Origin of the sequence: Rhizobium pisi (assembly GCF_003938655.1) — a bacterium.
GTDB lineage: Bacteria > Pseudomonadota > Alphaproteobacteria > Rhizobiales > Rhizobiaceae > Rhizobium > Rhizobium pisi.
This window is the reverse complement of record NZ_RJJT01000002.1, coordinates 378,367-400,105: the sequence shown is the minus strand read 5'-3', so window position 1 is coordinate 400,105 and position 21,739 is coordinate 378,367. Positions and strand designations below refer to the sequence as shown.

General features: G+C 60.2%; 18 protein-coding genes, 4 pseudogenes and 1 riboswitch. Of the genes and pseudogenes, 10 read left to right on the top strand and 12 right to left on the bottom strand.

Annotated features, from left to right (window positions below; genetic code table 11):
* On the bottom strand, positions 1-221 hold a 221-nt coding region (locus EFD55_RS33435), incomplete at its 3' end, for a hypothetical protein (protein ID WP_208653546.1).
* A 3-nt stretch (positions 222-224) separates the two neighbouring features.
* Positions 225-785: an FMN reductase gene (msuE, locus tag EFD55_RS04525; RefSeq protein ID WP_125843400.1), complete on the bottom strand. Its 561-nt coding sequence runs from the start codon at positions 783-785 to the stop codon at positions 225-227.
* A 321-nt stretch (positions 786-1,106) separates the two neighbouring features.
* On the opposite strand from msuE, the pseudogene EFD55_RS04520 reads away from it, so the two are divergent.
* The 5 genes and pseudogenes from EFD55_RS04520 to EFD55_RS33630 form a co-directional block, all read left to right on the top strand.
* Positions 1,107-1,751 (top strand): annotated as a pseudogene (locus EFD55_RS04520) (tyrosine-type recombinase/integrase); the annotation flags it as partial.
* A gap of 400 nt (positions 1,752-2,151) precedes the next feature.
* Positions 2,152-3,342: a plasmid partitioning protein RepA gene (gene repA / locus EFD55_RS04515; protein WP_245438382.1), complete on the top strand. Its 1,191-nt coding sequence runs from the start codon at positions 2,152-2,154 to the stop codon at positions 3,340-3,342.
* Positions 3,339-4,328 carry a plasmid partitioning protein RepB gene (repB, locus tag EFD55_RS04510; RefSeq protein WP_125843396.1) on the top strand — a complete coding sequence of 330 codons (990 nt, stop codon included), beginning with the start codon at positions 3,339-3,341 and terminating at the stop codon, positions 4,326-4,328. The genes repA and repB overlap by 4 nt, the downstream gene beginning before the upstream one ends.
* Before the next feature lie 187 nt (positions 4,329-4,515).
* Positions 4,516-5,730 (top strand): plasmid replication protein RepC, encoded by a 1,215-nt coding sequence (gene repC, locus EFD55_RS04505; RefSeq protein WP_125843394.1) that lies wholly within the window; start codon positions 4,516-4,518, stop codon positions 5,728-5,730.
* 806 nt (positions 5,731-6,536) lie between these two features.
* A pseudogene (locus EFD55_RS33630) lies at positions 6,537-6,635 on the top strand (prevent-host-death protein); the annotation flags it as partial.
* A 284-nt stretch (positions 6,636-6,919) separates the two neighbouring features.
* On the opposite strand, the gene EFD55_RS04495 reads toward EFD55_RS33630, so the two are convergent.
* Positions 6,920-8,122, bottom strand: coding sequence for an MFS transporter (locus EFD55_RS04495; protein ID WP_125843393.1), 1,203 nt, complete (start codon positions 8,120-8,122; stop codon positions 6,920-6,922).
* A 354-nt stretch (positions 8,123-8,476) separates the two neighbouring features.
* Between EFD55_RS04495 and EFD55_RS04490 the strand changes: the two genes are divergently transcribed.
* Positions 8,477-8,932: a helix-turn-helix domain-containing protein gene (locus EFD55_RS04490; protein WP_125843391.1), complete on the top strand. Its 456-nt coding sequence runs from the start codon at positions 8,477-8,479 to the stop codon at positions 8,930-8,932.
* Between the two features lie 804 nt (positions 8,933-9,736).
* Positions 9,737-9,988: pseudogene (repC, locus tag EFD55_RS04485) on the top strand (replication initiation protein RepC); the annotation flags it as partial.
* Between the two features lie 156 nt (positions 9,989-10,144).
* Here the strand turns inward: repC (EFD55_RS04485) and EFD55_RS04480 are convergent.
* The 3 genes and pseudogenes from EFD55_RS04480 to EFD55_RS04475 all read right to left on the bottom strand — a co-directional run bounded on the left by EFD55_RS04480 (position 10,145) and on the right by EFD55_RS04475 (position 12,443).
* Complete coding sequence (locus tag EFD55_RS04480; RefSeq protein WP_125843389.1) at positions 10,145-11,530, bottom strand: IS66 family transposase; 1,386 nt, start codon at positions 11,528-11,530, stop codon at positions 10,145-10,147.
* 49 nt (positions 11,531-11,579) lie between these two features.
* Positions 11,580-11,753: pseudogene (locus EFD55_RS34260) on the bottom strand (IS66 family transposase); the annotation flags it as partial.
* Between the two features lie 9 nt (positions 11,754-11,762).
* Entirely contained in the window at positions 11,763-12,443 is a 681-nt protein-coding gene (locus EFD55_RS04475) for a GntR family transcriptional regulator (protein ID WP_376774087.1), read from the bottom strand.
* 101 nt (positions 12,444-12,544) lie between these two features.
* Between EFD55_RS04475 and EFD55_RS04470 the strand changes: the two genes are divergently transcribed.
* Genes EFD55_RS04470 through EFD55_RS04460 form a run of 3 tightly spaced genes read left to right on the top strand, consistent with a single transcriptional unit; the run spans position 12,545 to position 16,627 of the window.
* Positions 12,545-13,330 carry a LamB/YcsF family protein gene (locus tag EFD55_RS04470; protein WP_125843387.1) on the top strand — a complete coding sequence of 262 codons (786 nt, stop codon included), beginning with the start codon at positions 12,545-12,547 and terminating at the stop codon, positions 13,328-13,330.
* Positions 13,323-14,921 (top strand): 5-oxoprolinase subunit B/C family protein, encoded by a 1,599-nt coding sequence (locus EFD55_RS04465; protein WP_125843385.1) that lies wholly within the window; start codon positions 13,323-13,325, stop codon positions 14,919-14,921. Before EFD55_RS04470 ends, EFD55_RS04465 begins: the two co-directional genes overlap by 8 nt.
* Entirely contained in the window at positions 14,918-16,627 is a 1,710-nt protein-coding gene (locus tag EFD55_RS04460; protein ID WP_125843383.1) for an acetyl/propionyl/methylcrotonyl-CoA carboxylase subunit alpha, read from the top strand. Before EFD55_RS04465 ends, EFD55_RS04460 begins: the two co-directional genes overlap by 4 nt.
* A gap of 73 nt (positions 16,628-16,700) precedes the next feature.
* Here the strand turns inward: EFD55_RS04460 and EFD55_RS04455 are convergent, their stop codons facing one another.
* The 6 genes from EFD55_RS04455 to EFD55_RS04430 form a co-directional block, all read right to left on the bottom strand.
* Positions 16,701-17,312, bottom strand: coding sequence for a thiamine phosphate synthase (locus EFD55_RS04455; protein WP_125843381.1), 612 nt, complete (start codon positions 17,310-17,312; stop codon positions 16,701-16,703).
* On the bottom strand, positions 17,309-18,082 hold the full coding sequence (locus tag EFD55_RS04450) for a thiazole synthase (RefSeq protein WP_125843379.1): 774 nt from the start codon (positions 18,080-18,082) through the stop codon (positions 17,309-17,311). The genes EFD55_RS04455 and EFD55_RS04450 overlap by 4 nt, the downstream gene beginning before the upstream one ends.
* A gap of 1 nt (position 18,083) precedes the next feature.
* Positions 18,084-18,281, bottom strand: a complete 198-nt coding sequence (gene thiS / locus EFD55_RS04445) for a sulfur carrier protein ThiS (RefSeq protein ID WP_125843377.1) — start codon at positions 18,279-18,281, stop codon at positions 18,084-18,086.
* A complete protein-coding gene (gene thiO, locus EFD55_RS04440) occupies positions 18,272-19,252 on the bottom strand; it encodes a glycine oxidase ThiO (RefSeq protein ID WP_125843375.1) in 981 nt (326 codons plus the stop codon). The genes thiS and thiO overlap by 10 nt, the downstream gene beginning before the upstream one ends.
* A 1-nt stretch (position 19,253) precedes the next feature.
* Positions 19,254-21,080: a phosphomethylpyrimidine synthase ThiC gene (thiC, locus tag EFD55_RS04435; RefSeq protein ID WP_125843373.1), complete on the bottom strand. Its 1,827-nt coding sequence runs from the start codon at positions 21,078-21,080 to the stop codon at positions 19,254-19,256.
* Between the two features lie 89 nt (positions 21,081-21,169).
* A riboswitch (TPP riboswitch) is annotated at positions 21,170-21,301 on the bottom strand.
* A 153-nt stretch (positions 21,302-21,454) separates the two neighbouring features.
* The gene (locus tag EFD55_RS04430; RefSeq protein WP_210276047.1) at positions 21,455-21,679 is read right to left on the bottom strand and encodes a hypothetical protein; all 225 of its coding nucleotides are present in this window, start codon (positions 21,677-21,679) and stop codon (positions 21,455-21,457) included.
* Positions 21,680-21,739: the final 60 nt, after the last annotated feature.

Here is a 21,739-nt window from a genome sequence, read left to right as displayed (position 1 = left end):
CTGTTGGCTGCGGCCGCCCAAAACATCAAGAAGATCGCAATGGCCCTGACAAAAGCACCAAAACCGGCCACGGCGTAAGCCGAAACCTCCTTCTTCGCCCTCTGCCAACACGACCGGCAAAGAATCCTATCGCCAAAAAAGCAAAACCCGCCGAAAAAATCGACGGGTTTGTCAGCAGTCTGACGGCGCCTCAGGGGCGCCGTCTCGAACCATTCCGGCAATCTTCACTCGGCAGCGATAAGTGCCTGATTGCGAAGGGGAAAGAAGGCCGAAATCTCGCTGACGACGTCTCCGATCCGCTTGGAAAGCGGTTCGGATGAGACACGGTAATCGGTGAAGTCGCGGTCGGACGCGTAGATGGCGGTCGGCAGTGTGTGAGACATGAAAAAGCCGAAGAGCGGACGGAGCTGATGCTCGACCATCAGCGCATGCCGATCGCCGCCGCCTGTCGCGGTGATGACGATCGGTTTAGCGCGTAGTTCATGTGGGTCGATCAGGTCGATCAGATGCTTGAAGAGACCGGGATAGCTGCCCTTGTAGGTCGGCGCTCCGATGACCAGCACGTCGGCATTGACGATATCGTCGACGACCTTCTTTGCACGACTGTCGAGATCGTCACGGCGCAGCGTCTGGCCAAGCGAGGGGCCGACATCGGTCAGGTCGTAGAGGGTATTGTCGAAGCCGTATCTCTCAGCGGCGAGGCCAGCAACATTTTCGATAAGCGCGAAGGTCCTCGAGGGACGGTTAAAGCTACCCGCGAGGCCGACCAGTTTGAGAGCAGACATGCCATTTCCTTCCAATATCGTGCCGAAACCGATGTCATTCTCCAATGAATATTATCTATAAAAATAGTGGATTAAAGGAATGGTGATCCCTCTTCCTCATATGAGAAGAAAAATACGTTCGTGCCCGTCGCGATAGCGACGCGCGAAATCGCATAATGCGTCGAGCCCGGAATTCCCGAGGGATATCCGGGCTCATGCATTATCTGCAGGCGACCGACCTAAGCCGATTTCTGCTTGGGGATGCGCGGCAGGAAGACCGTCAGGAGACCGAGCAGCGGCAGGTAGGAGCAGATGTGATAGACGAAGTCGATGCCGTGGGTGTCGGCGATCCGGCTGGCGGTACGCGCCGTAGCACGGCCACATCGCCGCAAGAGCGCCAAGGCGGTAACAGGCGAGGTGCTGGCCGGGCTGCTCGCAACCTGCAGCAGCGACAGTCTGCGCGACGTTCGGGATCGAGCCTCCGGTGGACGCCGGCACAGCGAGGTGGCCGGTCTGCGCAAGGAGCAGTTGACGATCGAGGCGCCGGTCCGCGGTGAGGACGGAAGTCCCTGCCCTCTCTTTCCACCCACCTCGGCCACACCAAGAATTCTGGCGCCGGCCAAGATGAAATCGCTTATCTGACCGGCCGGCCGGTGGACGCGCTGAACGTCTGGTTGACGGGTGCAAAGATCGACAGCGGCAGCATATCCCGTGCGATCGATCGTTGGGGCGATGTGTCCCGTCGTGCGCTCGACCCAAAAGCGGTCAACGATATCGTCAAGCAGAGGGTGGCAGCGGCTGGTTTAGAGGTGAGCGAATTTTCCGCGAACGGGGTTGCGGTCGGGATATCTGACGGAAGCGGCAAACCGTGGCGTCCCGCTCTAAGAGGCAATGGAGCAATCTCGGCATCGATCAGTGCAGCAGGCGTCAAGCTATTACAACAGCGCTACCCGACGGCCTGGGCGCGCCGCGCGATTGTTCTCGTAATCTTTTGTTTTCTCAATATCGCCATCCGCGGTGCCTTTGAAGTCGAATAATGTTTTCGGCTGGACATGCCACTGTACTGAGTCGCTTAGTTCTTCATCCGAAAGTAGGCACCGACGCAGGGACACGAGGCATTCGCCTCTAATATCAACTGCTTTTTGCGAGGATCTTCGTATGTGCGCCCGAATACGTCAAACGCTTGTTTCGCTTGGAAGTTTTGGGGTAAAGAGCGGCGATTTTCCTTCAAGACCAGCAGGTTCGTTAAGAATTCCTTTACCATAAATAGCTTGCCCGCCCACCAGAATCGGGGCTTATTGCAACAGCGGTGTAAATCGGTTTTGGCCGCCTCAAAGCGCTGTTGTGAAATATCGGGCTGAAAATGAAGCGACCGGCTGGAAATAAATTGGCGGCACAGGAGACATTGGTCGAACTTATCGAACGGCACTCGTCAGCGCTTGCAACGCAGCTTCAAGCACATCACCTGAGCACTTTCCCACCGGTTGCCGAAAAAGGGATTCGGCATTTCCAGCCATCAGAGGCTGCTAAGCTCGTGGGTGTCAAGGAAGTCTACCTTCGTCAGGTGTCAAACGACATCGAGGATCTCGAGGTGAGCACGACGGCGGGCGGTCGCCGCTCCTATTCGGTCGAAGACATCGACAAAATCCGCAGGCATCTCGATCGTGTCGGCCGCGCCGACAGGCGGTATCTTCCGCACCGGCGCGATGGTGAAGCGCTGCAAGTTATATCGGTTATGAACTTCAAGGGTGGCTCCGGCAAAACCACAACGGCAGCGCATCTGGCGCAGCATCTAGGATTGCGCGGGTACAGGGTTCTTGCCCTCGATCTGGATCCTCAGGCCAGCCTTTCGGCGCTCTTCGGCAACCAGCCCGAACTCGATGTAGGCTCCAACGAAACCATGTACGGCGCTATTCGCTATGATGACGAGCGCCGGCCCATCCAAGAGATCATTCGCTCGACATACATTCCCGATCTTCACCTAATCCCGGGCAATCTGGAACTCATGGAATTCGAGCACGATACCCCGCGAGCGTTGATGAAGCGCCAAGTGGGCGATGTGATGTTCTTCGACCGGGTTCGCCAGGTTTTGGACGAGGTCGAAAGCAACTACGATGTGGTCGTCATCGACTGCCCGCCGCAGCTTGGCTATCTCACGCTGTCCGCCCTCACCGCAGCGACGTCGGTGATCGTGACGGTTCATCCCCAGATGCTGGACGTTATGTCGATGAACCAGTTCCTGGCGATGGTTGCTGAACTTCTTCGGGAGGTCGCCACAGCAGGGGGAAATGTCGACTTTTCATGGATGCGCTACCTGATTACGCGCTTTGAGCCTGCCGATGGGCCGCAGAACCAGATGGTGGGGTATTTGCGCTCGATCTTTGGTTCCCACGTCCTAAATTTCCCAATGCTCAAGACCACGGCCGTTTCTGATGCCGGACTGACCAACCAGACCCTTTACGAGGTCGAGAGGGGTCAGTTTACGCGCAGCACATACGACCGTGCGCTCGAGGCGATGAACAACGTCAACGAGGAAATCGAGACCCTGATCAAGAAATCCTGGGGGAGAGCCGTATGAGCCGAAAGAACCTTCTGAACCTCGTACAGGTCGACGCAGCGCGTCCGGCAAAGGCGCAGGGTCGTCCGCTGCTTTCGCCGTCTCTGCAGTCCGACGAATCCTCGGCGGACAACAAGTTGGTCAAGCAGGTCGGGTCCAGCATCCGCGAGGAAAAGGCCCGTCAGGCCCGTGCAGATGAGATCGAACGGCGACTTGCAGAGGGCCAGACAGTGATCGAGATCGACCCAAGCGAGGTCGAGCCTTCCTTTGTACAAGACCGCATGCCCGGCGATATCGACGGGCTGATTAGTTCGATTGAGGAACAAGGCCAGCAGGTGCCGATTCTTGTCCGCCCTCACCCAGACCAGGCCGGCCGCTATCAAGTGGCGTTTGGTCACCGTCGGCTTCGCGCCGTTCAGGCGCTTAAACGCCCGGTCAAGGCAATCGTTCGCGATTTGACGGATGAGCAACTCGTTGTGGCGCAGGGCCAGGAGAACAACGAGCGCGAGGATCTTACCTATATCGAGAAGGCCCTCTTCGCCGATAATCTGCAGCAGCGCTTTTCCAGGGACGTCATCATGTCAGCGCTGTCTGTCTATAAAAGCGATCTGTCCTACATGCTGTCCGTCGTAGTCAGGATCCCCCGGGATCTGATCAATGCAATCGGTTCCGCCCCGGGTGTAGGGCGCCGGAGTTGGGTTGAGCTCGCAGACCTGCTTGCCAAGGACGGATCGCTCGACTTGGCCAAGCTGTTTCTCGAATCGGCGGCGGTCAAGTCCCTTCCCTCGGAGGCACGCTTCAAGGCTGTTGTCGCGCACTTGAAACCGCGGGCAGTTCCGGTGGCTGTTGACGTGTGGACCGCCGCCGACGGAAAGCGCCTCGCGAAAGTGCTGAACACGGACGGAAAACTGGAAATCGCCATCGACCGGAAAGAAGCGCCTGAGTTTGCCGCGCTCGTCCTGGAGAAGCTTGAGGAACTGTATCGCGAGCACCGCTCTGCGAAATAGCACGCTGGATCAACGAACCACGGAGTGAAACCCGCAAAAGAAAAGAGCCCCCTGAACGTCGCCGTCCTGGAAGCCCTTATCTGTTCTGTAGCAAGACAGAGAATCGCATTTCCATGAATCTTCGTCAAGAGTCTTGGCGCCGTTTTTGGTGAGCGGATTTCTTTTGCCTTCTGAAAGGTGAAAGACGATGCATACGGGAAGTGTGACGACGCCGTTTGGGCGGCGGTCGATGACGCTTGCCCTCGTGAAGCGGCAGATGGCCGCGAACGAGATCAAGCCTGGTAAGTCTGTCGAGAAGTGGAAAGTCTTCCGTGATGTTGCTGAAGCCCGGGAAACGCTTGGCCTTCAGGATCGCAGCGTCGCCATCCTGGATGCGCTTCTAACCTTCCTTCCGACCAATGAATTGCGACAGGATGGGCAGATGATCGTCTTTCCTTCGAATGCCCAGCTGACACTGCGCGCCCACGGCATTGCGGGAGCCACGCTTCGGCGCCATCTCGCAATCCTCGTCGACGCAGGTCTGATTGTGCGAAAAGACAGCGCCAACGGAAAGAGATTTGCACGGAAGGATCGTGATGGCGACATCGAAACGGCCTTCGGCTTCGACCTGTCTCCGCTTCTGGCGCGGGCTGAGGAACTTGCTCTGATGGCGCAGGAGGTCGTGGCTGCCCGTGTTGCGTTCAGAAGAGCCAAGGAGACACTGACAATATGCCGAAGGGACGTTCGGAAACTGATTAGCGCGGCGATGGAGGAAGGCGCGGAGGGCGATTGGCAAACGATCGAGGACATCTATCTCAATTTGATAGCACGCATCCCTCGGACACCTTCGCAGGCAGACGTGCATAACCTGCTCGATGAAATGCAGCTCCTCTACTCCGAAGTACTCAGCCGCCTGAATAGTCACGAAGAAACCGAAAATATTAGCACCAATGATGCTCGTAATGAGCGCCACATACAGAATTCAAAACCCGAATCCATCAATGAACTTGAACCTCGCTCTCGAAAAGAGCAGGGGGCAAAGTCTGGTGGAACCGATTTACCGCCGCGCCCGGCGACTACATCCTTCCCGTTGAGTGTTGTACTGAAGGCTTGCCCGCAGATCTGCGACTATGGACACGCCGTTGCGGTGGGAGGCTGGCGTGATCTGATGTCGGCTGCCGTTGTGGTCAGATCGATGCTAGGTGTGAGCCCATCGGCCTATCAAGATGCTTGCGATGTGATGGGACCGGAAAATGCGGCAATCGCGATCGCCTGTATTCTCGAGAGGGCGAACTTTATCACGTCGCCTGGTGGCTATCTGCGCGACTTGACGAGGCGCTGGGAACGAGGAGAGTTTTCACTCGGGCCGATGGTCATGGCGCAGTTGAAGGTGAACAGTGGGGGAGCAGTTAGGCGCGCCTAACCCTGCCCCGAGATTAAGTCGCGTATTGTTTCTATCTCGTGGCGTCAGATCCTAGCCGTTTGATGCGTTTCCCGTTGTCCCGGGACCAGCCTCGCGAAATTCTCCTCGGGGTGATTGTACCTCAGGGGTTTAGTGCATCGGTGTCGAGCCGGGTCCGCGCGTCGATTTGGAAATGCGGAGTTGGCCGGTGTGTCAAATCGGCAGGGAGACGCGGTGTCGAGGTTGTTTGGTGAGCGTAACAATGCGTACTCAGATATCTGAGCTTTGGACATATTGGTGTCGGCGCGACGATCATCGCAACTCCGAGCGCTGCCGGTATCGGCGGTGTTTCTGATGGGGCACTGCGGAAGGGCGAAGTTCGAACTGAGCGCGCGGCCCCTTACTTGCTCTGCGATTGCAAGTTAGGTGCGCCTAACTTGCCTGTCTCGATGGTGAGCGCAACATGGATCCGACTTCCGTTTGTCCGTCGTCGTTTAAGATGGGTTGAACATTCACAGTTGATGCCAAGAAGGGGCGCGAAAATTGAGCAGGCTAACGTAGGACGGGTGCCTTGAAGCGTACAAGTGGTGGGCGCCAACGAGTTAGGCGCGCCTAACTTCAAGCGTGTCGACGCACGCCGTTTGCTGACCATGGTGGGCGCAGCGGTGCGAGAGAGTTAGTGAGGCGCCGCACCGGAACCTCCTGTTCGTGAAAGCAGGGCGGCGCGGATCTTTTCATCTTTGCTTGGCATTATAGCCGAGACATTGTCATCAACCGTAGCAGGCGAGCGTGATTCTTTGTCTCGCCTCAAGGTCATAAAACGCTCCCCGGCCGAAGTTGGGATACGCCCCTTCGGCCTGCTGCGCCAGCGGGGTCTGCCCGACGATCTGTTCGGCGACGTTGATCCGCGGCAAGCGGCCATCGACCATCTCGAAGCCCGGTCTTTAGTCGCGACCGGAGCCCTCCTGCCCTGGAGGGCGACGCAGGCGCTGGCGCTGGTGCTGAAACTCGCCGCCCATCAGCTCTGGGATCCGAGACAGTGCGAGGCCAACGCGGATCACTGCATGCCGGCCTATGTTGAGGACACTTTGAGGCACGGTGGGTTCCTAATATCGACTGACCGCAGTCGGCCGTGCAAAACGTCAAGGCTGGCCTAGCGTGGAATATCGGGAAAATCCTGGGCTGAGGTATTCCGTGCTGACCACACCCTTCAGGCCGGCTTCTGCCCCGGGATGCGTGGCAGGAAGATCGTCAGCAGGCCGAGCAGCGGCAGGTAGGAGCAGATGCGATAGACGAAGTCGATGCCGTGGGTATCGGCGAAATCTCCTAGCAGTGCCGCCCCTAGCCCCCCTGCTCCGAAAGCGAAGCCGAAGAAGACGCCGGCGATCAATCCGACGCGTCCCGGCACCAGTTCCTGGGCGAAGACGACGATCGCCGAGAAGGCTGAAGCGAAGACCAGCCCGATGACGATGCTGAGCACACCGGTCCAGAAGAGGTTCGCATAGGGAAGCAGGAGGGCGAAGGGAATGACGCCGAGGATCGAGAACCAGATGACGAAACGGGCGCCGAAGCGATCGCCGATCGGCCCGCCGAGGAAAGTGCCGACGGCAACCGAGCCAAGGAACAGGAAGAGCATCAACTGCGCCTGCTGCACGCTGAGTGCGAACTTGTCGATGACACAGAAGGTGAAATAGCTCGACACGCTCGCCATGTAGACATTCTTCGTTGCCGTCAAAAGCACGAGGATCAGCAGCGCCCAGACGACCCGGTTCTGCGGCAACGGAAGGGTACGGCTGATCGCATGCCTGCCGGCGTTCTGGCGTCTGTGGCTCATGTACCAGTTGCCGACCCAGCTCAGCACGATCATGCCGACCATGGCGATGACGGCAAACCAGGAGACGCTGTGCTGGCCGAGCGGTAGCACGATGAAGGCGGCAAGCAGTGGGCCGATCGCCTGGCCTGCATTGCCGCCGACCTGGAAGAAAGACTGCGCGAAACCATGGCGGCCGCCGGAGGCAATACGCGCGACGCGCGAGGACTCGGGATGGAAGACGGCCGAGCCGAAGCCGATCAGGCTTGCGGCGAAAAGCAGCAGGGCGAAACTGCCGGCATTGCCGAGCAGGACGAGGCCGCAAAAGGTGCTCGCCATGCCGACCGGCAGCGAATAGGGCATCGGCCAGCGGTCGGTGACAATGCCGACCACCGGCTGCAGCAGCGAGGCCGTGACCTGGAAAGTCATGGTGAGGAGGCCGATCTGGACGAAATCGAGATCGTAATTCGCCTTGAATAGCGGGTAGAGCGACGCGAGCAGCGACTGCATGATGTCGTTCAGCATGTGGCAGAAGCTGACCGCTATCAGGATGGACATCGCTGCCTTTTCGAAACGGGGCGCGCTCTCAGCAACAGTTGCCATGAATACTCCTCCTGCACACAGGCATGGTCGGTGCCGTGCCGCGTCTTTTTCGATGGATTTTCGGGGCGATCGGGGCCGGGAAGTTTGTCGAGCGGCGGTCGCTAAAGTGCATTTAGCGCAAGGCTGGCGACAATCACAGCCCAGTTTCCCCGGGATCGGTACGGCATTTGTTCGATTTGCTGTTCTGCCGGCGGATTATGCAGGGTCCCTGTCGCCCGGATGGGGGCTTTCATACCACAGTCGGTCGCGATCATCGCATCTTGAATAAGCTATGTGAAAACAATCATGGAAAATCGACGCGGGGAATAATAGAGCTGCGCCGATGGAAAATGCGATTGAGGCTGAAAAAACACGATGAATGTCAAGACACCGAATGCGATAGATGGCTATGTCGGAGCGCGCATAAGAATGCGCCGGCAGTTGCTCGGAATGAGTCAGGAAAGGCTTGCCGAACAGATCGGCGTGACCTTTCAGCAGGTTCAGAAATATGAGAAGGGCGTCAACCGCATCGGCGCGAGCCGTCTGCAGCGCATCGCAGATGTGCTTCATACGTCAGTGGGCTTTTTCTTCGAACAGGGAGATTCCGAGCCGTTGACGTCGCGCGGGCTGGAACTCTCGATGAGTGGAGATCCGGTCGCGGAATTTCTACGGACGAAAGAGGGCTTGGTGCTCAATCGCGCCTTTCTGAAGATTGCCGACCGCAATATCCGTGAAACGATCATCGCGCTGGTGAAGGCGATGGCGCAGGCTGAAAGTCACGACGCACCGCTAGGATTTTCCGTGGCGGAGATCGCCCTTCTCGGAGAATAGCCGGGCAATCTCTGCGTGAAGCTCCGGATCGAGTCATTTGGTGAATTGCTCGACCGACAACGAATAACGGTCTTTGAAAAGATGCTACGTGCGATTGTTTTCTGCGCGGATCAGCTAAAAGCGCATATCTGCGCTCCTTTGAGGGTTGCGGCCCGTCCAAGAAATTGCTCTGCGCAACTACGAGCCCATACGCGGTCGGGATCGGTCGCGACGTCGCCCTCTCCTCCATTGCATATGCCCCAGACGTCAATTGGGGGTCGATATTTTACGACACATTCTGATCGGCTAGAACGCCGGTGACGCCGGCTGACCTCTTGCGATTCGGTCAGCGAATGTATGGGCTGCGCCCTTTGATGACTCAGCGGCAACCTGTGCAGGCCTTTGAAAAAGACTGGACAACCTCGTGATAGGGTCTTGATTGCCCTGCCTACAAGGGTTGGGGCGGAAATGATCGAGAAGATTACTGCAGTAAACTAGGACGAGGCGCTGGTAGGTGGGGGTAGAAAACCCCTTTCCGGCCTGACGGACGATCGCAAAAGTTTACTGCGGTAAACGCGGTAAACATTGAGGTCGAAGCGCTCCATAATGACGAAAAACAGCATCTCACCTATAGGGGGATCGGCGCGCTCGGTGCCGTCACGCGGCACGTGCGTGGCAAACGGTGGAGGATCGATCGTCAGGTCGGGCCGAACCGATAGCGCGCCTGTTGACGGATGAAGCGGGGGGGGGGGGCGAACCATCGCCGGGCCATTCTACCCTCACTGCCAACGGTGGGCTAAAATCATTTCCCCTTGGGTGGGCCCGGTGCTTCAGGCTTGCCCGGAGATCGCAGCCTGTGGTCCGCAGGCTTCGATCGGCACTTGGCGCGATCTGATGGCGGCGGTCGTGTTGGTTCGCTCGATGCTCGGCGTTAGCCCATCGGCTTACGAACAGGCCTGCGAGATCACGGGACCTGAAAATGCCGCCACTGTCATGGCCTGCGTCCTTGAAAGGGCAGCGGTATATCAACTCCGCCGGCGGCTATCTGCGCGGGATCTGACACGCCGTGCCGATCGACCATCAGGCCGATGTTGATGGTCCCTTGGCTGCACGAATTCGCCAATCAGGGAAGGACGGGATGACGGACTCCACGGTACGAGTAGTTATGGTTAACGAACCGTGACGGAAATGAAAGTCGAGATAGCTTCTTTTTGGCTGCTTCTTGATTATGAATCAATAAGTTACAGGGGCAGCGCAGAACGACAGGCCGAGCTTTTGGCAGGTCTTCATCAGGCCGAGCATGCTGTCACGCGCCTGACGACCGTTGCGACTGACCGTGCCGCCGGAAATCTTTCGCTTGATGACAAATCCGCGGAGATCTCTTTCCGACGCATTGGTGTGGAGCGGGGTTTCAGGCCGCTCCAGAACCCGCAGCAGTTCTTCCTTGCGGCGGCTCAGCCGAAACAGCAGTTTGTCCAGATCGCCATAACCGGTGCGGATGGAAAAAATCCGATCGAACCGGGCCTGAATGCCCCGGGCTGCACGGGGATCAGGTCTTCGCTGATAGGCTTTCAGGGCCTTGTAAAAGCGCCAGATGAGATCCCGCAGGGTTTCGACATGCCGTACTTGGCCGGGTGTCGCCGGCATCAGTTTGTGCAGCAACCGTTCGGCGTGGACCCAGCACAGCGCATGGGTGCCGACGCGGAACTGTCCGGCATCGTCGGAGACAATCACCGCATTGCCGACCAGACCATGATGGCGGATGGCGCCCCTGATGCCGGCCTCGGCAAACGGGCGGACTATGTCCTTGTCGAAGATGTCGACACCATTGGCGGCCAGATATTCGAGAAACGGAACCTGATTGGCAAACCGCCGCGGTTCGCGTGTCATCAACCGCGCCAGAAGGGCGGGGTCGACCTGACGGTCTTCCAAAAACCGGATGACCTGGCGTTTGGTCGCGATCATCGCTAGCGATGACGCTGTAATCTCGACACCGACATCGTTCAGCAAGGTCGTCAGTCGCTGCGTTGTCACCTGTCCACGGCTATGAAGCATCAGGCAGAAGCGACGCAGACTGGCGCCGTAGCCGCCCTTTATCCCTGCTGGCAGCGGTGCAATGATCGTGCGTCCTTCCGGTGTCAGCCAGCATTCGCGGCGATAGCGCACCACTTCGGCCCGCACGACCAGATCCCGCACCACGCAATCCTTGTAGCCTTTAAACCGCGATCCAGGTGGGGCTCTGGCAGGCAGCACCTCTTCGCGCGTGGCGCTCCTGGTGTCGCCCTTCGGCCCGCGACGCCGCGCAGGCTTTCGGCTGCCGGCAACCGCCTTGTCACTCGTTGCCTGTTCCATGCCCGATGGCCTGAACGGTGGGCGTGGCGGCAGGTTTTTAAGTCGCGCAATCTCGTCGCGCAGAAGCTGGTTGTCGACCTTCAGCCGGGTGTTCTCGATCCTCAACTGATCGTTTTCTTCTCGAAGCTTTCGGTTGTCAGCCTCGAGCGCCTCAATCCGGATCTCTGCCCGATCAGCCCGTTCCACCAGACCAGTCACGAGCTCGCGCAACGCCTTCAGCGACAGCGTATCGGCATGCTCCGGCTGGGGGAGACGGCGCTTCGTCATAAAGGAAGTGAAATCGGAATCCCCCGTGCCTCCAGATCTGCTCCAGTTACCGGCGTTCTTTCAGGTAATCGAACGCGGCATCGTTAAGCTCATAATCGTGGTAGCCGCCGCGCAGTAGCGACAGGAAATTCAGGCGAGACTTGGATTTTGTGGTGCGAAAAACAGTAAAATTCGGGCCGCCGATGTGTGTGGCGTAATACGGACTATGGGAATGTCGGGCGCCGCGGCTCCATTATCCTTTCTTCCGCTGCATGGCGGCAAGAACCGATCTTTCCGATTTGAGCAGATAGGCTTCGAGGAAATCGATGGCCTCCGCAGCCTTTTCCGCCTCGATCAACTGCAGAAGGCTTGTGTTCAGCTCAATGTAGGGTTCGTGGAGATGACCCGTGTATTCCAGCAGGCCGAAGACAAGCCGAAGTTCGGCCAGAACGAGATCGAAACACAGTGAAAGCCGCGGACTGTCGCACAGGCTCACCATCGCGCGGTGAAACTCCATATTGACCGTCCCGACCTGCTGCCAGTCGTTGCTGGAGCGGGCGGCATCTGCCTGTTGCGTAAGAGCTGTCATCCTGGCCAGGGCCGGATGCCCGCGGCTTGCCGCCTGGATGGCTCCCTTTTGAATGACCCATCGCACGCGGTAGATGTCCATGACAGCGGATTCATCGGGTGAAACGACGAAGACCCCGCGGTTGGGTATATGCGTCAGCAGCCCTTGGCTGGTCAGCAGCCGAAAGACTTCCCGCAGGGTATTGCGCGATATGCCGAACTGTCCGGCAACCTGATGTTCGGAGAGCTTTTCACCTGGCGTGAAGCGCCCCTGGATCAACATTTCCCGGATTCGTAAAGCCACTTTTTCGGAAAGCGGCTGATCAGTCTGCTCATCCAAATTCACCAAAGCCATGAAATTGCTCACTCCGACGACCTGCCCGGACGATCATAGACAAATTTATATTGTTGAACAATCTGGAATATGTTATTCAACAATCTCAACGCTATCAATCAACAGGCTATGATATGGTGACCGTCGATCTCAACAGCGATCTTGGTGAAAGCTTTGGTCCGTGGCCCATGGGCGACGATGTCGCGATGCTCGACATCGTGACGAGCGCGAATATTGCCTGCGGCTTCCATGCCGGTGACCCTGCCGGCATCCTGAAGGTACTGCGGGCGGCGGCGGCCCGGGGCGTGATGGTCGGGGCGCATGTCGGATATCGGGACCTCGTTGGATTCGGCAGGCGCAACATGGATCCGTCGAGCGAAGAGCTGGTCGGTGATACGATCTACCAGATCGGCGCGCTTCAGGGCCTGGCGAAAGCGGCAGGTACGAAGGTACGCTATGTCAAACCGCACGGGGCGCTCTACAACACCATTTCGAACGACGCCCGCCAGGCGGGCGATGTGATTGCAGGGATAAAGGCTATCGATCCCTCCCTCATTCTGATGGCGCTCGCCGGTGCTCCCATCGTCAAACGGGCCCGCGCGGCCGGGCTGACCGTCGTCTGCGAAGCCTTTGCCGATCGCGCCTACAATGCCGACGGCACCCTCGTCAGCCGCCGCGCGCCGGGCGCGGTCATCCACGATCCGGATCAGGTCGCCGAACGGATGCTGCGTTTGGTGGGCGAAGGCCGGATCGCGACGATCGACGGCGACGATATCGAACTCGAAGCGCAGACGATCTGCGTTCACGGTGACACTCCGACGGCAGTCGCGTTGGCGCAAAGATTGCGAGAGGTCTTTACCGGCCGCGGCATCCGATTGGCCGCTTTCGCCGACGTGACGGACGGTGCGGTCCGTGGGTGAGCTGCTGCGGTTCCTCCCTGCGGGCAGCGACAGTTTCCTGATCGAGCTTGCGGATCTCGAAACGGCGCAAGCACAGTTCGACAGGCTGCAGGAAAAAGGGCTTTCGGGCGTGAAGGAACTCATTCCGGCAGCGCGCACCGTCATGGTTCGGTTCGATCCTCTGGAAACCGACCGCGCGCAGCTGGCGGATCTGATCGCGGGAATGGACCTCTCCGTGCGCATGGCACGCGAAGGTTCCTTCTTCGAAATTCCCGTGGTTTATGACGGAGAGGATTTAGGAGATGTCGCCGGATTGCTCGGCTGGACGGTCGAGGAGCTCATACGCCGGCATAGCGAGGCGATCTTCACCGTCGCCTTCACCGGTTTCGCTCCGGGTTTTTCCTATATGACCTGCGACGATCCTGCCTTCGATGTCCCTCGCCGGAAAAGTCCGCGGGTGCGGATCCCGGCGGGCTCAGTCGCAATCGGCGGCCGCTTCGGCGGCATCTATCCGTCCGATAGTCCCGGCGGCTGGCAACTTCTCGGGACGACTCCGTGGCGCATGTGGGACACCCAACGGGAGCGGCCCGCTTTGCTGGCCCCCGGAGACCGCGTGCGCTTCCGTCGTCTTTCGGCGCAGCAGTCCGCCCCGGTCAGCATGGCATCGGCCAAGCCGACGGCACCGGCTCCGCCGGAGAGCGGCCTCACTATTACCCGATCGGACCGACCGGCATTGTACCAGGACCTCGGTCGGGCCGGCAGGGCAGACCAGGGCATTTCCGAATCCGGGGCCCTGGATCGCTTTGCCTTGTCGGAGGCCAACCTCTGTGTCGGAAACCCGCGCGATGCGACCGTGATCGAGATCACGTTCGGCGGCCTTTCGCTGCTGGCGGATCGTCCGGTGACTTTGGCGGTTACCGGCGCGCCCTGTCCGTTGACGATTCATCGCAGCGATCGCCGGGACGTTGTTGTCCCCTTGGGAAGACCATTCGCGCTGGATGCGGGGGACGAACTGAGAATCGGCCTGCCGCCGGAAGGCATGAGGAGTTACCTGGCTTTGCGCGGCGGATTTCAGGTGGCGGCCGTCATCGGTTCGACCTCGACCGACACGCTGGCAAAAGTCGGCCCCGAGCCTATTGCGCCGGGCGATATTCTTGTGCCCGCGGAGCGCCGATCGATGGCGGTCGACCCCTTCAGGCCCTTGCCGTGGCCGCTTCCGCGCAGCGGCGAGACCGTGACGCTCGACACCATCCTTGGCCCTCGCTCGGACTGGTTTACAGATAAGGGGCTGGAGACCCTCGTTTCGCAGAGTTGGCAGGTTACGGCGGAATCCAGCCGCGTCGGCATGCGCCTGTCGGGTTCCATTCCTCTCGAAAGGCGTGACGCGGCCGAACTTGCCTCGGAAGGCACGGCTCTCGGCGCCATACAGGTCCCGCATAGCGGCCAGCCGGTCTTATTCCTGGCGGACCACCCGCTGACCGGGGGATATCCTGTGATCGGTGTGATTGCGGCCCATCACCTGGATCTCGCCGGCCAGCTGCCGATCGGCGCAAACATCCGGTTCAATCCCATTGCTCCTTTCGATCCGATGGTGAAGGAAACCATCCGATGAAAAAGCTGCTCATCGCCAATCGCGGTGAAATCGCCATTCGCGTCGCCCGGGCTGCGCGGGACTACGGCGTCACGTCGGTCGGGATCTATGCGGCGGCAGATGCCAACGCGCTTCATGCGGAACTGGTCGACGAAGCCTATGGGCTCGGTGCGGGCCGGCCCGCCGACACTTACCTCAACATCGTAAAGATCCTCGACATCGCCCGCCGTGCCGGGGCCGACGCCGTCCATCCCGGCTATGGTTTCCTGTCGGAGCGTGCGGAATTTGCGCAAGCCGTCATCGATGCGGGATTGACCTGGGTCGGCCCCTCCCCCGGCGTGATCACGGCGCTCGGCGACAAGGTGGAAGCCCGGCGGATCGCGGCGAAGGTGGGAGCACCTCTCGTCAAAGGTTCCGACGGTCCGCTGCAGACCGCTGCCGATGCCGTGGCATTCGCCAAGAAGGTGGGGCTTCCGATTGCCATCAAGGCCGCCTTCGGTGGCGGCGGGCGCGGTATAAAGGTTGCGCGGCGGCTCGAAGAGGTCGGCGAGCTTTTCGAATCCGCGGTCCGCGAGGCGACGGAAGCCTTCGGCCGCGGCGAATGTTATGCCGAACAGTTTCTCGATCGGCCGCGCCACATCGAAGCGCAGATCATCGCCGACAGTCACGGCAACACCGTCGTGCTCGGCACGCGCGATTGCTCTCTGCAGAGACGAAATCAGAAGTTGGTCGAAGAGGCTCCCGCTCCGTTCATCAGTGACGAGCAGCGGAGCCGCATTCACGACGCTGCCCGCGCGATCTGCGCCGCGGCAGGCTATACCGGGGCCGGAACGGTAGAATTCCTGCTGTCGCAGGCAGGCGCCATATCCTTCCTCGAAGTCAATACGCGGCTTCAGGTGGAACATCCCGTCACGGAGGAGACGACCGGCGTCGACATCGTTATCGAGCAGTTGCGCATTGCCGATGGATTGCCGCTTTCCCTCACCGACACGCCGCAACCACGCGGCCACTCGTTCGAATTTCGCATCAACGCCGAGGATCCAGGGCGGGGATTTCTGCCGACCCCGGGCCGGATCACCCGCTTTCGCGCGCCGGCAGGGCCTGGTGTGCGCCTCGACGCAGGCGTCGAAACCGGTTCGGAAATTCCCGGGCTGTACGACTCGATGATGGCGAAGCTCATCGTCACCGCGCCGACCCGAGAGGAAGCGCTCGTGCGCGCCCGCCGGGCGCTTGCGGAGTTTCAGATCGAGGGGGTCGCTTCCGTACTGCCTTTCCAACGTGCCGTCGTGAACGAGCGCGATTTTACCGGTGAGGACGGTTTCCGCGTCTTCACCAATTGGATCGAGACCGAATTTCGCGGCGTGGAGCCCTCCCCTCGAGTTGATCCGGTCGAAGGCGAGCTTCTGCGCAGCTTCATCGAGATCGACGGCAAGCGCCATGTGCTGGGGCTTCCGGCTGCGCTCTTTTCTGGCGCCGTCGCTGCTCCCGCAGCGAAGCCTCCTTCTCAAGCGGCAAGCGAAGGCGCGATGACCGCGCCCATGCCCGGGACGCTGCAGCGATGGCTCGTGGAAGACGGAGCGCAGGTTGCGGAAGGCGACGTCGTGGCATTGATTGAGGCGATGAAAATGGAAACTCGGGTTGTCGCACCGAAGTCCGGTCGCATTCGCCTGAAAGTCGAGGCGGGCAGCACCGTCGCACTCGGCATCGAACTCGCAACGATCGAATAGGGACAACAACGTCGCGATCTCGCAGATCTCCTGATGAACATCTGCGAGATGTCACGCCCGACCTTCATCCGGATCACTTGGTCCCCGATCCGCGGGTCGCTGCAATCCATTCGAGGGTTCGTCGCTCGGGATCGGAATTGCGCGTGATGTCGGTCACGACGGCAGCACTGTCAGCCCCATTTTCGAACACACCGGCAAGACGTTCCACGGTCAACCCGCCAATGGCGACAAGCGGCAGCGAACCGATGCGGCTTTTCCAGCTATGGAGGCGGTCAAGACCTTGCGGCGCCCAGGGCATGGCCTTGAGAATGGTAGGGTAGATCGGACCGAGTGCGATATAATCAGGGCGCGCCGCAAGCGCGATTGCCAATTCCGCCTCGTCATGCGTGGAAAGCCCTAATTTCAGTCCGGCCTTACGGATGGCGGCAAGATCGGCCACAGCCAGATCCTCCTGGCCGAGATGGACGAAGTCGCAGCCTTCCTCGATGGCAAGCTGCCAGTAGTCATTGACGATCAACTGGCATCCATGCGCCTCGCAGACTGCTTTTGCCCGCCGGATGTCCGCGCGTATGTCAGGCAGCGACCGTTCCTTGATGCGCAGTTGCACGAGTTTGACACCAAGCGGAACCAGTCTTTCGATCCAGGCGGCGCTGTCGACGATGAGATAGAAAGGATCGAGCCTCACGCGAAGACCGCCGTTCCGATCACGGGTGTGGAGGGAACCGCCATGTCACGCGGTTCCAGCATTCCGGCGCCGAATGCCTGCCTGCCGGCACCGATCGCCTTGGCAAAGGCTTCCGCCATGGCGGCAGGATCGCCCGCGCCGGCAACGGCTGTGTTGAGAAGGACCGCATCAAAGCCCATCTCCATCACGATCGTTGCATGCGAGGGCCGGCCGATCCCCGCATCGACGATCAGCGGCACATCGGGAAAGTGCGCGCGCATGGATCGAAGAGCGGAAAGGTTGAGCGGCCCCGCCGCCGTTCCGATCGGTGCGCACCAGGGCATCAGGACCTTGCATCCCGCCTCCAGCAGGCGCTCGGCCACCACCAGATCGTCCGTCGTATAGGGAAAAACCTCGAAGCCTTCGCTGCAGAGGATCCGCGCGGCCTCCACGAGCGCAAAAACGTCAGGCTGCAGCGTGTCGTGATTGCCGATCACCTCGAGCTTGATCCAGTTGGTCTGAAACACCTCGCGCGCCATCTTGGCCGTCAGCACCGCCTCGGACACGCCATGGCAGCCGGCAGTGTTGGGGAGCACGCGCGCGCCGAGCGCGCGGATCATGTCGAAAAATACGCCGCCATTGCGCCCGCCGGCCGCTTCACGCCGCAGCGACACGGTGACGATTTCTGTCCCGGATCGCTTGACGGCGTCGGCAAGGACGGCCGGCGAAGGATAACGCGCAGTGCCGAGAAGAAGTCGCGACCCGATCTGGGTTTCGTAAAGATCAAGCATGTCAGCCTCCCTGCATCGGGGTCAGGATTTCGATCCTGTCATCGTCGTTCAGAGCGTGACCTTCACGGTCTTCGCGATGAACGAGTTCGCCGTTGACGGCGGTTGCCAGCCACTCGCCTTCATAGTCGAGTGCGGCCAACAGCTGCGAAAGGGTGGTGGCGGCGGTTGTCTGAGGTTCGCCATTGATGATCAGACGCATTGGGAGCTCCTTTGCTTCGTCCGTCCGGAAAAGACGAGATCTGCGGCTTGTGCCGCCATTGCGGGCGCCAGGAGAAAACCGTGGCGATAAAGGCCGTTGAGGACGACGGCATTGCCTTCCCGCACGACCCGCGGAAGATTGTCGGGGAAAGCCGGACGAATGCCGGCGCCGGTTTCGACGAGGGCAGCGTCGGCAAAGGCCGGATGCAGCGTGTACGCCGCGTTCAGCAATTCCATCAGCGAGCGTGCGGTAATGGGTCCGTCGAAATCGGTCTCGATCATGGTGGCGCCGACCATGAAGAGGCCGCCGCCGCGAGGCACGACATAGACCGGGATGCGGGGATGAAGCAGGCGAACGGGCCGTGAAAGCTCTATTTCATCGGTACTCAGATAGAGCATCTCGCCCCTCACGCCGCGCAGATCGCCAACCTGCCCGATGCGCGCGGCACCCGTGCAATCGACGATATCGGAGAAACCGTCTTCTTCGATATCGCCAGCTGCAAAAACAACGCCCAGCGCCGTGAGTTTTTCTTTCAATTCGCGCAGCGCATGCCTGGGATTCAGATGGGCTTCCTGCGCGAAAAACAGGCCATGCCGGAACCGCCCGGCAAGGACCGGCTCCAGCGCTGCGATGTCTTCCTCATCGACCCATCGATAACCGCTCGTCCGGCCGGCAAAGCGTTTCAGCTCCCCCTGGTCGCGCGCCGGCGCGACCACCAGCGTCCCATTGCGGGCGACGTGTCCTGGCAGGATGGCATCCCAACGATCGGCCGCCTGTGCTCCGAGCCGGAGCACAGCGTCGTCGGCGCTTTCCCGCTCACACCAGGGCGCCAGCATGCCACCCGCCAGCCAGGACGCGGCGCGATCGAAGTTTGCGTGCGGATCCAGGACTTTTACCTCGGCGCCACGGGCATGCAGTTCGTGCGCCACGACGAGGCCGGCGACGCCGGCCCCTTTGACAAGGACGCGCATCTCAAGCACCCGGGGCTTCGATGGAAGAGACCTCGACATAGAGGTCGCCGCCGTCGCGGTAACGGGCGGCCATGGCTTCGAGACCCTCCTTCTGCGCTTCCGACCGGATATCGTGCGATATGCGCATCGAGCAGAATTTCGGGCCGCACATCGAACAGAAATGGGCGACTTTGTGTGCCTCCTTCGGAAGCGTCTCGTCGTGGAAGGAGCGGGCTGTCTCCGGATCGAGGGAAAGATTGAATTGATCTTCCCAGCGGAATTCGAAACGGGCGCGCGACAGCGCATCGTCGCGAATGCGCGCGGCAGGATGGCCCTTGGCGAGATCGGCGGCATGGGCGGCGATCTTGTAGGTGATGACGCCGGTCTTGACGTCGTTGCGATCCGGCAGGCCGAGATGCTCCTTCGGGGTCACATAGCAGAGCATGGCCGTCCCGAACCAGCCGATCATCGCCGCGCCGATCCCCGAGGTGATGTGATCGTAGCCCGGCGCGATGTCGGTCGTCAGCGGTCCCAGCGTGTAGAAAGGCGCCTCGCCGCAGACGGCGAGCTGTTTGTCCATGTTCTCCTTGATCTTGTGCATCGGCACATGGCCGGGCCCTTCGATCATCACCTGGCAGTCTTTCGCCCAGGCGATCCTGGTCAGCTCGCCCAGCGTCTCGAGTTCGGCAAATTGCGCCGCATCGTTGGCGTCGGCGATCGAGCCGGGGCGCAGGCCGTCGCCGAGGGAGAAGGAGACGTCATAGGCCCGGCAGATATCGCAGATTTCCTCGAAATGCTCGTAGAGGAAACTCTCGCGGTGATGATGCAGGCACCACTTCGCCATGATCGAGCCGCCGCGCGAGACGATGCCTGTGACGCGGTTGACGGTCAACGGGATGTAGTGCAGCCGCACGCCGGCATGGATGGTGAAATAGTCGACACCCTGTTCGGCCTGTTCGATCAGAGTATCGCGATAGATTTCCCAGGTGAGGCTCTCGGCGATGCCCTCGACCTTTTCCAGCGCCTGGTAAAGCGGCACGGTGCCGATCGGCAGCGGCGAATTGCGGACGATCCATTCGCGGATATTGTGGATGTTGCGGCCGGTTGAAAGATCCATGACGGTATCGGCGCCCCAGCGGGCGGCCCAGACCATCTTCTCGACCTCCTCCGCCATCGACGAGGTGACGGCCGAGTTGCCGATATTGGCATTGATCTTCACCAGGAAATTCCGGCCGATGATCATCGGTTCCGATTCCGGATGATTGATGTTGGCGGGAATGATCGCACGGCCGGCGGCTATTTCCTGGCGGACAAATTCCGGCGTCACGTGATCGGGAATATGGGCGCCGAAGCTCTCGCCATCGCGAAGCATCGTGCCTGCCTGCGCTTTGCGGCCGAGGTTTTCGCGGATGGCGATGAATTCCATCTCCGGCGTGACGATACCGGCACGCGCATAGGCAAGCTGCGTGACCGCCTTGCCGTCCTTGGCCCGCAGCGGCTGACGTTTTGTTGGAAACTCCGGCGTCAGCCGGTCGCCGCTGGCAAAGCCGTTGTCCTCGGGGCGGACGCGACGGCCCTCATAGGGCTCGACGTCGCCGCGGGCGAGCACCCAGTCGCGGCGCAATGCGGCAAGACCCTGCTCGATACTTATATCGGCGCCTTCGATCGTGTAGGGGCCGGAGGAATCATAGACCGTCACCGGCGGTTCGCCTGAGGTCGGATGGAGGCTGATCTGCCGCATCGGCACGCGGATATCCGGGTGCAGTTCTCCTGGGACGAAAATCTTGCGGGATGCCGGCAAAGGGCCGGTCGTGACGGTCGGGTGAAGGTTCTTGGCGACAATTGTCATGGTGAGGCTCCAATTTGGTTTGGAGACCCAGTCCTCACGCCGGAATGATGAAAAGACGCCAGCCCGGATTCGAAAACGAATCCAATGCCTTTCGAGCGCTTGCACCGTCCCTACGCCAGTATGAACTGGATCAGGTTCAACGGGTCACTGCGCCACAACAGGCAAAGCCGTATTGTCCAGCAGTATCTCAGCCCCTTGCCGGGACCCCCCTGGTGAATGCTGCGGAGGCTACGTCCTCGGTCGAGCCCATGTCAAGCCTGGAACCGAGAGGGACGTGATGAACGCAGATCGACATGCGCGATGGTTCGATGCGACCCGACAGGCCTGCCTGAAATGCTCGATTTTGTCTTTCCGTCAGCGGCGGCCGGGGCGGCTTACCGCCACTTGCGGGCATCTGCGCTATCCTGGCAGCCATAGGGCGGCAAGGCGCCACCGAACGTAGCGTGCAGTGTGACGCATCCCCATTTGTTGATCGGGCCGGGCATTCGGCTGTTCAACTCGATGCCGACTTCATCATACGGGCTTTCCGCATTGGTGACATAGCGGTACCAGCGAAAGCCGATGACCACGGCCAGGACGATGACAACGGTCAGCAACAACCGAATGGCTCGACGGAATATATTCTCCTCCAAAATCAATGATATCAGGCCCGGCGTCTT

Coding starts and splice junctions, on each gene's coding strand:
- EFD55_RS04480 (WP_125843389.1), bottom strand. CDS start 11,530: ATGACGAAGCGCCGTCTCCCCCAGCCGGAGCATGCCGATACGCTGTCG.
- EFD55_RS04490 (WP_125843391.1), top strand. CDS start 8,477: ATGAATGTCAAGACACCGAATGCGATAGATGGCTATGTCGGAGCGCGC.
- msuE (WP_125843400.1), bottom strand. CDS start 785: ATGTCTGCTCTCAAACTGGTCGGCCTCGCGGGTAGCTTTAACCGTCCC.
- thiO (WP_125843375.1), bottom strand. CDS start 19,252: ATGCGCGTCCTTGTCAAAGGGGCCGGCGTCGCCGGCCTCGTCGTGGCG.
- EFD55_RS04495 (WP_125843393.1), bottom strand. CDS start 8,122: ATGGCAACTGTTGCTGAGAGCGCGCCCCGTTTCGAAAAGGCAGCGATG.
- thiS (WP_125843377.1), bottom strand. CDS start 18,281: ATGCGTCTGATCATCAATGGCGAACCTCAGACAACCGCCGCCACCACC.
- repB (WP_125843396.1), top strand. CDS start 3,339: ATGAGCCGAAAGAACCTTCTGAACCTCGTACAGGTCGACGCAGCGCGT.
- EFD55_RS04460 (WP_125843383.1), top strand. CDS start 14,918: ATGAAAAAGCTGCTCATCGCCAATCGCGGTGAAATCGCCATTCGCGTC.
- repC (WP_125843394.1), top strand. CDS start 4,516: ATGCATACGGGAAGTGTGACGACGCCGTTTGGGCGGCGGTCGATGACG.
- EFD55_RS04470 (WP_125843387.1), top strand. CDS start 12,545: ATGGTGACCGTCGATCTCAACAGCGATCTTGGTGAAAGCTTTGGTCCG.
- thiC (WP_125843373.1), bottom strand. CDS start 21,080: ATGACAATTGTCGCCAAGAACCTTCACCCGACCGTCACGACCGGCCCT.
- EFD55_RS04450 (WP_125843379.1), bottom strand. CDS start 18,082: ATGCTTGATCTTTACGAAACCCAGATCGGGTCGCGACTTCTTCTCGGC.